This window comes from Clostridium sp. (assembly GCF_051650885.1).
In the GTDB taxonomy this organism is placed as follows: Bacteria; Bacillota; Clostridia; order Clostridiales; family Clostridiaceae; genus Clostridium.
In genome coordinates, this window is the sequence record NZ_JBOFRG010000219.1 from 1 (window position 1) to 10,642 (window position 10,642).

9 protein-coding genes, 1 pseudogene and 1 other annotated feature are annotated in these 10,642 nt (G+C 28.8%); of the genes and pseudogenes, 6 read left to right on the forward strand and 4 right to left on the reverse strand.

Annotated elements, in window-relative coordinates; translation table 11 throughout:
• Both ACRC28_RS10695 and ACRC28_RS10700 read left to right on the forward strand, forming a co-directional pair.
• Nucleotides 1-1,222, forward strand: a 1,222-nt coding sequence (locus ACRC28_RS10695) for an LCP family glycopolymer transferase (RefSeq protein ID WP_438543435.1), incomplete at its 5' end; no start/stop codon positions are given.
• A gap of 189 nt (nt 1,223-1,411) precedes the next feature.
• Nucleotides 1,412-2,062, forward strand: a complete 651-nt coding sequence (locus tag ACRC28_RS10700) for a site-2 protease family protein (protein WP_438543436.1) — start codon at nt 1,412-1,414, stop codon at nt 2,060-2,062.
• Nucleotides 2,063-2,091: 29 nt separating this feature from the next.
• Here the strand turns inward: ACRC28_RS10700 and ACRC28_RS10705 are convergent, their stop codons facing one another.
• Nucleotides 2,092-3,600 (reverse strand): Ppx/GppA phosphatase family protein, encoded by a 1,509-nt coding sequence (locus ACRC28_RS10705; RefSeq protein WP_438543437.1) that lies wholly within the window; start codon nt 3,598-3,600, stop codon nt 2,092-2,094.
• 153 nt (nt 3,601-3,753) lie between these two features.
• Nucleotides 3,754-3,956 (forward strand) — a binding site (T-box leader).
• Between the two features lie 67 nt (nt 3,957-4,023).
• Here ACRC28_RS10705 and argS point away from each other — a divergent pair.
• From argS to ACRC28_RS10720, 3 genes are all read left to right on the forward strand, one after another.
• Entirely contained in the window at nt 4,024-5,718 is a 1,695-nt protein-coding gene (gene argS / locus ACRC28_RS10710) for an arginine--tRNA ligase (RefSeq protein ID WP_438543438.1), read from the forward strand.
• Nucleotides 5,719-5,863: 145 nt separating this feature from the next.
• Nucleotides 5,864-6,976, forward strand: coding sequence for an AI-2E family transporter (locus ACRC28_RS10715; RefSeq protein ID WP_438543443.1), 1,113 nt, complete (start codon nt 5,864-5,866; stop codon nt 6,974-6,976).
• Between the two features lie 108 nt (nt 6,977-7,084).
• The gene (locus tag ACRC28_RS10720; protein ID WP_438543439.1) at nt 7,085-7,741 is read left to right on the forward strand and encodes a class I SAM-dependent methyltransferase; all 657 of its coding nucleotides are present in this window, start codon (nt 7,085-7,087) and stop codon (nt 7,739-7,741) included.
• 180 nt (nt 7,742-7,921) lie between these two features.
• Here the strand turns inward: ACRC28_RS10720 and ACRC28_RS10725 are convergent, their stop codons facing one another.
• From ACRC28_RS10725 to ACRC28_RS10735, 3 genes are read right to left on the reverse strand one after another with little or no spacing between them, the layout of a single operon-like run.
• Nucleotides 7,922-8,086 (reverse strand): FeoB-associated Cys-rich membrane protein, encoded by a 165-nt coding sequence (locus ACRC28_RS10725; RefSeq protein ID WP_438543440.1) that lies wholly within the window; start codon nt 8,084-8,086, stop codon nt 7,922-7,924.
• 12 nt (nt 8,087-8,098) lie between these two features.
• On the reverse strand, nt 8,099-9,862 hold the full coding sequence (gene feoB / locus ACRC28_RS10730; RefSeq protein WP_438543441.1) for a ferrous iron transport protein B: 1,764 nt from the start codon (nt 9,860-9,862) through the stop codon (nt 8,099-8,101).
• Nucleotides 9,863-9,895: 33 nt separating this feature from the next.
• Nucleotides 9,896-10,114, reverse strand: coding sequence for a FeoA family protein (locus tag ACRC28_RS10735; RefSeq protein ID WP_438543442.1), 219 nt, complete (start codon nt 10,112-10,114; stop codon nt 9,896-9,898).
• A 208-nt stretch (nt 10,115-10,322) separates the two neighbouring features.
• Here ACRC28_RS10735 and ACRC28_RS10740 point away from each other — a divergent pair.
• Nucleotides 10,323-10,642, forward strand: a pseudogene (locus ACRC28_RS10740) (HAD-IB family hydrolase); the annotation flags it as partial.

Below are 10,642 nucleotides of genomic sequence, written 5' to 3' on the forward strand. Positions count from 1 at the left end.
TATACGAAATAAAATATATAGTAATGACAATATAGTTAAAAATAAAAATATTGATTATAAAGAGGTGCCAGGAATAACAAATATATTACTACTTGGGTCAGATGCAAGAAACTTAGACGAGCCATCTAGATCAGATTCAATGATGATTTTAACAATTGATAATAATAAAAAGAAGCTTAAATTAACATCAATAATGAGAGATACCTTTGTTGAGATACCAGGGCATGGGAAAAATAAAATAAATGCAGCTATGTCAAAAGGTGGAATTCCATTAGTTATAGAAACTATAAATACAAATTTCAATATGAATTTAGATAAATATGTAATGGTTAACTTTAATGGCTTTGAAGAGATTATAGATTTAATTGGAGGAATTGATGTAGAGATAAAAGACTATGAAATTGAACAATTAAATAAGTATATAGGTGAGCAACATAAAGAAAAATCTCCTAAGATAAAATATCCAGGAATGCATAAGTTAGATGGGCAACAAGCATTATCTTATGCAAGAATAAGAAAAACTGGAAATGGAGATTATGAAAGAACAGATAGACAAAGAAGAATTTTAGGAATAGTAGCAGAAAAATTCAAGGATGTAAGTGTATTTAAATATCCAGGGATTATGAATCAAATGTTACCTTATGTAAAGACAAATATAGAACCTTTTGATTTATTAAATTATGCATATACTGTATCTAAATTTCCAAGTTTTGATATTGAGCAGTTAAGATTGCCAATTGATGATTTAACAGCAGATGTTTTAAGTTATAAAGGATATGGGGCAGTACTTTTAATAGATACAAAGCAACATGGAAATGTATTGTATGATTTTATTTATAATGATAAGATGCCAACAAAGGAAAGCTATAATATAGAGGAGTGGAAGGGAATTTTAAATACTGAATACTATGGATATGGTGCTATAAATACAAATAAGAATTACTATGGAGTAGAAAAGCCAAGACCACCATTAATAGAGAAACCAGAGGTGGAAGAGGAAGAAGTAGAGCCAGTGGTAAAGCCAGAAAAACCTATAGTTAAGCCAGAAAAACCAGTAGTGAAGCCAGAAGAGCCGACAGTAAAACCAGAAGAACCAACGGTAAAACCAGAAGAGCCAACAGTGAAGCCAGAAGAACCAACTGTGAAGCCAGAGAAACCAGTAGTAAAACCAGAAGAAAAACCAAATGATAAGCCAGAAAATAGTGAAGTTATAAAACCATAAAAATTAAAGAAGTCTAAAAATTAGTAGAATTAGGGGTTAAAATAGCTTTGAGTAAAAATTCAAAAGGCGTTTTGACTCCTTTTGAATGAAGTCTAATTTATGTTTTTAAAAAGTAATAAATACTATATGAAAATATAGTGAAATATGATATAATTGTAAAATGGAAAAAGATTAAAGGAGTAAAACAATATGGCAGATAAACTATTAGGTATTATATATTCGGTGCCAGCGATTCTTCTAGCATTTACATTTCATTCCTATGCAAAGGGATGGATGGCAACTAAACTAGGAGATCCTACACCAAAACTTAGAGGAAGAATGAATTTAAATCCGTTAACCCACATAGATCCAATAGGAACACTTCTTATTTTAGTGTGTGGAATAGGTTGGGCTAAACCTATGGATATAGATACAAGATATTTTAAAAACTTTTATAAAGATGACTTAAAGGTTAGTCTTGCAGGACCACTTGCAAACCTTATGGTTGCAATAGTAGGTGCAATTATATATGCAATTTTCAGTGTAGTTATCTTAAAAATGAATATGGTAGGAAATATAACGATAATAATATCAATAATGCTTAAGTTTATAATAACTATAAACGTAAACTTATTTATATTTTATTTATTACCATTACCAGGATTAGATGGATTTAATATATTTAGAGACTTAAGTCCTAAAAATTTCTATAAATATGGGGAGCCATTAATACAACACCAATTTCTTATATTAATTGGAATAATACTTTTAGCAGGACCAATAATATCAATACCATCACACTTAATCTTGACAGGATTACAAGGGTTAATAAACTTAATAATTAGTATATTTATATTTTAAAAAAGGATGAAGCGAAATGCTTCATCCTTTTAAAATTTTTGAATTGAAAGGTTCTTTTTATAAATTTCAGAAAAATGCTTAGAAGCCCTCATAGCTTGATTTATTTCAAATTCTAAATCAAGACGAGAATTTAAATAAATTGAAACCTTGTCTGAGGTTATAAGAACAGATAAATCTCGAACAGCCCCTTCAAGACTCCTATCAAGTCCTTCAGCGATTTTTAAAATTGTTCCTAAATATTCAATATGCTTCATATCAATTTTATTTAAAATTGAACTGTAGGGCGATAGAGTGATTTTAAATCTATTGTTTCTATGGGATGCGGCAATAGCGGCACTCATTAGCATTTCTTTATGATTTAAACCTTTAAGCTCTGAATTTAAAATAATATAAAAACTATGTCTATGATGATTGTAATAATCAATACTTGTTCCACAGTCATGTAAAAGAGCTGCAGTTTTTAAAATTTTATCAAAATCAGGTGAAAGCTTATGGATAGGTCGTAGTTCATTGAAAAGCTTCTGGGCAATAAAATACACTTGATTAGCATGAGGTCTATTAACGTTAAGCTTATCCATAAGGCTGTTGATAGAGTAATCTAACATATCATCTTTAATATGGAAGTTTTCAAGTATATAATTGTACATTAATCCACCACTTAATCCATTAGAAGATGAGATGATAGTATCAATATTAGAAATATCTAAAATATTATTAAGTATTAAGCTTCCTGCTACAATTATTTTAGCTTCACGTGGTTTAATTCCATCTATTAATTTTCTAGATTTTAAATCTTTAGTTTTAAAAAGATTAAAGTAGTGATGTACATCATCACTATAAAGTTTATAATTGTGAGCTATATCTAAGGGATAGCGTTTTTTTATTCTGTCAATACGACCTAATGAACGAACAACAATATCACTTGATATTAAAGAATCGAATTTATTTTCTTTAAGCCAAGAAAAATCTTGAAGTGGAAGTAAATTTTCATGTGTAGCTCGTTCAAGGTTATCTAATGAAATAACATCTTCTAAATCGTAATTAGATGTTAAATTAAGATATCCTGTAGGAAGGCAAACACTTTCCTTTATCATTCCGTCCTTTATCCAAGAAATATGAGTAGAACAACCTTCAATATCAACTAAAAGTGAGTTATCAAATGAGATACTATATGAAACTGCTAAAAAGTTGAATTTGATTTCTTCCTCAACAGACAGGATTCTTATATCAATAGATAAAAGATCTTTTATAAGGTCTGCTAAAAGATAGCTATTTGTAGCTTCACGAAAAGCTTCAGTTGCAACTGCAATTATTTTTGTAACCCCTGAAACTTGGCACATTGATTTAAAGGATTTTAATGTTGAGATTGTTATATTTAACTCTTCTTCCGAAAGCTTTGTATTGTCTAAGAGACTTGTTGAAAGTCCAACGGAAGAATGGATTTGATCTATAATTTTAAAATATCCATTATCATCGACTTCTGATAAAGTTAAATTAAAAATATCTACACCGATTTCTATGATTCCTATTCTATTCATAAATATTTTCTCCTTAATTACCTATCTAAAAATTATCACTTTTATATATTATACACCTTTTACAAAAATAATCGCTTTTATTAAAGAATATTTAAGGGTTTATTGACACTATGATAATAAATTGTGTATAATTAACAAATAGAAAAATGAAAATTAAATCCTATGAAGAGAAAAGTAGTCTTATAAATTTCTTGAAGCGAGTGGGAAAGTTTGGTGTAAGCCCATAAGAAAAGTAAGATGAAGAGAGCCTCTAAGGAACCTTATTTAAAGGTCGCAAAGGAATACTTTGCGTTAACAAAAAAGTGGCATTGTTTATGCAATTAGAGTGGTACCGCGGAAATTTATTCGTCTCTTAATATTATATTAAGAGGCGTTTTTTATATTTAAATAAATTTTAAAAGTATAAAAATTAGGAGGAGAAAGATGGATTACAAACAAAAAATAGCAGAACTTATAAAGACAAAAGTAGATTTAGAAGTAGAAGAAATTAAAAAGCTTATAGAAATTCCACCAAAATCAGATATGGGAGATTATGCATTTCCATGTTTTCAATTGGCAAAAGTAATGAGAAAAGCACCAAATATGATATCGGTAGAATTAAGTGAAGAATTAAATAAAGATGGTTTCCAAGAGATAAAAGCGTTAGGACCATACGTAAACTTCTTTGTTGATAAAGGAGATTTCACTAAAAATACAATAGAAGCTGTTTTAACTGAAAAAGATAACTACGGTAAAACTAATGTAGGAGAAGGAAAAACAGTATGTGTTGAATATTCATCACCAAATATTGCAAAGCCTTTCCACGTAGGGCACCTTTTTACAACAGCAATAGGAAATTCTTTATATAAATTATTTAAAGAAGAAGGTTACAACGTTGTTGGAATAAATCATTTAGGAGATTGGGGAACACAGTTTGGAAAACTTATATCAGCATATAAGAGATGGGCTGATTTAGATGCTTTAGAAAAATCTCCAATAGATGAGCTTTTAAGAATTTATGTTAAATTCCATGAAGAAGCAGAAAAAGATGAAAGCTTAAATGATGAAGGAAGAATGTATTTCAAGAAGCTAGAAGATGGAGACGCTGAAGCTACAGAACTTTGGTCAAGATTTAGAGAGCTTAGTTTAAAAGAATTTAATAGAGTTTATGATCTTTTAGGTGTTAAGTTTGATTCTTTAGCAGGAGAAGCTTTCTATAATGATAAAATGGATGTTGTTATAGATGGATTAAAAGAGAAAAAGCTTTTAGTAGAAAGTAATGGGGCACAAGTTGTAATGCTTGATGAATATAACATGCCACCTTGTATCGTATTAAAGGGTGATGGAGCAACTATATATGCAACAAGAGACTTAGCAGCAGCTAACTACAGAAAAGAAAAGTATGATTTCTGTAAAAGTATTTATGTAGTAGGAACTCCACAAGCACTACACTTTAAGCAGGTATTTAAAGTTTTAGAACTTGAAGGAAAAGATTGGGCTAAAGATTGCGTTCACGTTGGATTTGGATTAGTTAAATTCCCAGATGGTGGAATGTCAACTAGAAAAGGTAATGTAGTATTATTAGATGATCTTTTAAGAGAAGCTATAGAAAAAACTTTAGAAGTTATAAATGAAAAAAATCCAGGACTTGAAAATAAAGAAGAAGTTGCTAAGAAAATAGGAATAGGTGCAGTTGTATTTACTTATCTTAAAAACTCAAGAGAAAAAGATATAGTATTTGATTGGAAAGAAATTCTTTCATTTGAAGGAGAAACAGGACCATATGTACAATATTCATATGCAAGAGCAAATTCTATATTAGAAAGAGCTGGAGAAGTTGATAATAGTAAAGTTGATTATTCATTATTAAATACAAAAGAAGAATTTGAACTTATTAAGACATTAGAAGGCTTTAAAAAGAATATTCATAATGCAATAGAAAAATTAGAGCCATGTGTTATTACTAGATATGCAATTGATGTTGCAAAAGCATTTAATAAATTCTATAATGCACATTCAGTATTAAACTTAGAAGATGAAAATTTAAAAGTAACAAGATTAGCGCTTGTTAAAGCAAGTTGTCAAGTTATTAAAAATGCATTAGGGTTAATAGGAATTGAAGTTGTAGATAAAATGTAAAATATGTAAAAAGAGCCTATCTGAATAGATAGGCTCTTTTTAGTTAATAATTTTAAATGAATAAATTTAATAAACATTTAAGGAAGAGTTTCTAAAAAGAAAAGGAAAATTATGATATACTAAATTTAAAAGAAAAGGGGGACGAATAGTGCTTAAAAAAAATATAAGATATTTAGATATATTAATACTTGTTATAGTAGTAGTGATAGGATATAAGATAGTTGATAATTATAACGTTTATTTTTCATTAATAAAGAAATTTTTAGTTATATTAAGTCCATTTATATACGCAATTATAATAGCATATATACTTAATCCAATTATGAAAGTATTTGAGAAACGATGCAAATTTTCAAGAGGAGCATCAGTTGCAGTAACATATATTTTAGTTACAGGAGTCGTTGTAATCATTGGACTTTATGTAGTACCAAGCGTTATAGATAGCATTATATCTATAACAAAAGAAATTCCAAGCTATGTAGCAAAAGGACAAGAGTGGTTAAATGATTTACTTAGAGACGATAGATTTTATGATTTAATGAAAGATGCAGGAATACTACAAACTATAACAAATATTTCAACAAAATTTGGTCTTATGGCAGTTGGAATATTAGAAAGTTCAGTAGCATCACTTTTATCTATTACAGCAAATGTTGTAATGGCTGGATTTGGATTTTTAGTTTCAATTTATATTCTTTTAGATAAAGAAAGGCTTATATATAATTCAAAATTATTATTTACTATGATAATAGGAGAAAAATGGAGTATTAAAATTTTAAATGCATTAAGATTATATCATAAGATGATAGGAGTATATGTTGGAACAAAAGCATTAGATTCATTTATTATTGCAGTTATTGCATTGATAGGACTTATAATATTAAAAGCACCATATGCGATTCTTTTAGCTATCGTAGTAGGGTTTACAAATATGATTCCGTACTTTGGACCATTCATAGGTGAAATAGTAGCAGCTATAGTTTGTGTATTTGTATCACCATGGAAAGCATTGGTTGTATTTTTATTCTTACTTGCAGTACAGCAGTTTGATGCATGGTACTTAGATCCAAAACTTATAGGGGATAAAGTAGGGGTAAAACCATTTTTCATAATACTTGGAGTAACAATAGGTGGAGGTTTCTTTGGACCTATAGGAATGCTACTTGCATCACCAACTATTGCAACTATAAAGATATATTATGATAGAAGAGTTGAAAAATATGAAAAGAATAACAAAGAAGTTATAGAAAAATTATAAAAAAGAAGCTTAGGAGGATAAACTATTCTCTTAAGCTTTTTCTTAAATTAAGGGGAATTTTCTAGAAAAATAGCATAGTATGTAGAAAAAGAAAATAAGGAGTACCGTATGGAGAAAATAGAAGAGAGAGGTTTGTCAAGGTTTATAAAACTTGATGATGAGAAAACAAATGACTTTGTATACAATATAAGTAATGAATGGTGGAGTAGATTATATGAATATCCATGGGCAGGAAGCTTTGCAGAAGAAAATGATGTATGCTTAGACGCAGCTTGTGGAGTAGGACATCACTTAAAATATTATTTAGCAGAAAAATGTAAAGAAGTTTATGCTTGCGATTTAGACTCTTTTTTAAATGACAGAGTAGGAATGCTTGAATCAATAAAAACGAGCTTTGGTATTGAGGCTTATAATAGAGTTATGAAAAATGCTCATAAAATAGAATTTAAAGTGGAAAATTTAATTAATCTATCTTATGAAAATAAAAAGTTTGATAAAATATATTGCATATCCGTACTAGAGCATATGTCAGAAGAAGAGAGAAAGCTTGCTTTAATGGAATTTAATAGATGCTTAAAGGAAGAGGGGATTATAGTAATAACTATGGATTATCCATCAGTAGAATTAGAGAATTTTAAAAAAAGTGTAGAAGATAGTGGCTTGAAATTTAAATATGGATATGATTTTAGTGAACCGGAAAATATATTGGTATCTACACTATATCCAGGTTTAAAATGCTTTAGAAGTATATTAAGTAAAAAATAATTTGACGAATTAGAGAAAAGATGTTATTCTAAGTGAGCAGTTGGTACGTATAAGTGCTTACTACAGGGGCTTGGTTTGTCTTTCGCCGGATTTCCAAGCCCCATTTATATTTTAGAAAATAAAATTGAAAAAATTATAATAAAAAGCCAGTTATTCTCGAAAGGATAACTGGCTTTTAAGCTATTTAAATGTGATATTATTTTTGTTTTGTGATTTTCTTGATGGACAAGATTTGTGGCAGTCACCACAGTTACATCCGCCTTTAGAAGATTTCTTTACATTTTTATATATAATAAAGGCTGCTAATAAAACGATTAATCCTGTAATAATTATTTCTATTCCCATAAATATTTCCTCCTATATAATCAAGCTACCGATAGAGAATACTATAAATGAACATCCCCAAGCTAGAACACATTGGAATACGAATGAAAATACTGTAAGCTTAGTTCCAAATTCTTTTTTCATAGCTCCAATTGTTGATACACAAGGAACATATAAAAGTATAAATATAAGGAATGAATAAGCTGCAAGTGATGAGAAGAAATGTGGTAATATAACCGATAAATCACCAGCATATACTATTTGCATTGTAGATACAACAGTCTCTTTTGCTAAAAGTCCTGATAAAAGAGAAACTGAGGCTTGCCAATTTCCAAAACCAAGTGGTGCAAAAATTGGAGCTATAAAGTGTCCTATTTGAGCTAGGAAACTACTATTTATATCTGTAGCCATACCATGAATGTTAAAGTTTGATAAGAACCATATTAAAACACTCATTGCAAATATAAGAGTTCCTGCTTTCTTTAAGAATGATTTACATTTATCCCATGTTTGAAGTCCAATTGAGTTAAATTGTGGCATACTATATGCAGGTAATTCTATAATAAAAGGTTCTTCTTCTTTTCTAAATAAAGTTTTCTTAAAGATAATTCCAAATCCAAAGGCTATAAGTACGCTTATAAGATATAAAGAAGCTACTACGAGTCCTTGATGTTCTTTAAAGAAAATTGATACAAAGGCTGAGAAGATAGCAAGTCTTGCATTACATGACATTAAAGGAACAAGAAGTGCTGTAAGCTTTCTATCCTTTTCACTTTCTAAAGTTCTAGCTGACATAAGTGCAGGAACATTACATCCAAAACTAATTATAAGTGGAATAAATGCTTTACCTGAAAGTCCCATTTTTCTCATTATTTTATCCATTAAGAAAGCAACTCTTGCCATATATCCACTTTCCTCTAAAAATGTTATACAAACAAAAAGAGTTAAAATAACAGGAAGTAAAACAATAACGCTTCCAACTCCTCCTACGATACCATCTACAAGAAGTGAACTAAACCAAGGGGAAGTTCCTGAAAGTAAATGAGAAAGCCATGGAATTAAATTTTCATTTAAAAGACCATCTAATAAATCTGAAATTGGTTGTCCAACCCAAGAAAATGTTAATTGGAACATTAATGCAATTGCAATTATAAATAAAGGAAATGCAAGTATTGGGTTTAAGAAAAACTTATCTAATTTTTCTGTTATAGGTCTTTCTATAGATTTAGAAGACTTAATAGATTTTTTTAGTACATCTTCAATAAAAGAATAGGCTTCTTTTTCATTATTAAAGTTAAACTTTTCATTTGAAGTAGAAGTATTGTAACTTTTAGTTTCAATAGCTTGTATAATTTCGTCAATACCAGATTTTTTCGCAGCTGATATAGGAATTACAGTCACATCCATTTCAGATGAAAGTTTTTCATAATCTATTAAAAATCCATTACTTTCTAGTATATCAACCATATTAACAGCAAGTATTATTGGTTTATTAAATTTTTTAAGTTGAGTAGTTAAATAAAGGTTTCTATCAAGCTTAGAACCATCTACTATATTTAAGATAACATCTACTTCATCCTTTAAAAGAAATTCTTTAGAAACAATTTCTTCATTAGAATAAGTATCCATAGCATAAATACCAGGTAAATCCACTACCTTTATATCATTAAAATATCCTTCTTTTTTATCAACTGTAACACCAGGCCAGTTACCAACATATTGATTAGAGCCCGTTAGTGCATTGAATAGGGTAGTTTTTCCAACGTTTGGATTACCCAGTAAAGCAACTGTAGTCATTATTATATTCCTCCTAAGTATTTGTAAAGTTTATTAAGCTAATTTAATATTTTTAGCATCATTTTTTCTTATAGCTAAGTCAAAGCCTCTGAATGATATTATTAATGGATCTTTAAAAGGAGAAAGAGCTTTTAATTTTACTTCTGTTCCTTCTAAGCATCCTAGTGCTAATAATCTTTTAGCTAATTTTTCGTCACCATTTATTGAAGAGATTACTCCTGATTGTCCTATTTTTAAATCACTTAAACTCATAATTTACACCTCACAATGAAATTCATTATCATATTCTATACTCTTAATATACGCTAACTGATAACGGATGTCAACTAAAAGTGAAAAAAAGATGAATAAATATAATAAAATAAGAAAAAACTAAATAGTTAAGAGTATAGTAATGATTTTAATATTATTTAATGAGATAATAAGGATAGAATTTTATATACATAGGAGGAAAATAATAATGGAAAAAAAGGTAGCAGCATTTTTTGATATAGATGGAACATTATATAGAGAAGGACTTATAACAGAAGTTTTTAAGAAAATGATAAAGTATGAGTTAATAGAGCAAGAGAAGTGGTTTAACGATGTAAAACCAGAGTATACAAAATGGGATAGAAGACAAGGGGATTATGATGATTACTTATTAAAAATGATAGAAATATACATAGATGCAATAAAAGGGTTATCAAAGCACCAAATGGAGTTTATAGCACAAAGAGTTATTGAACAGAAAGGTGATAGAGTGTATACTTTTACTAGAGATAGAATAAAATGGCATAA

Bases quoted from the DNA above. Each gene is read 5' to 3' on its own strand.
- ACRC28_RS10700 (WP_438543436.1), top strand. From the start codon at position 1,412: ATGGCAGATAAACTATTAGGTATTATATATTCGGTGCCAGCGATTCTT.
- ACRC28_RS10705 (WP_438543437.1), bottom strand. From the start codon at position 3,600: ATGAATAGAATAGGAATCATAGAAATCGGTGTAGATATTTTTAATTTA.
- argS (WP_438543438.1), top strand. From the start codon at position 4,024: ATGGATTACAAACAAAAAATAGCAGAACTTATAAAGACAAAAGTAGAT.
- ACRC28_RS10720 (WP_438543439.1), top strand. From the start codon at position 7,085: ATGGAGAAAATAGAAGAGAGAGGTTTGTCAAGGTTTATAAAACTTGAT.
- ACRC28_RS10725 (WP_438543440.1), bottom strand. From the start codon at position 8,086: ATGGGAATAGAAATAATTATTACAGGATTAATCGTTTTATTAGCAGCC.
- feoB (WP_438543441.1), bottom strand. From the start codon at position 9,862: ATGACTACAGTTGCTTTACTGGGTAATCCAAACGTTGGAAAAACTACC.
- ACRC28_RS10735 (WP_438543442.1), bottom strand. From the start codon at position 10,114: ATGAGTTTAAGTGATTTAAAAATAGGACAATCAGGAGTAATCTCTTCA.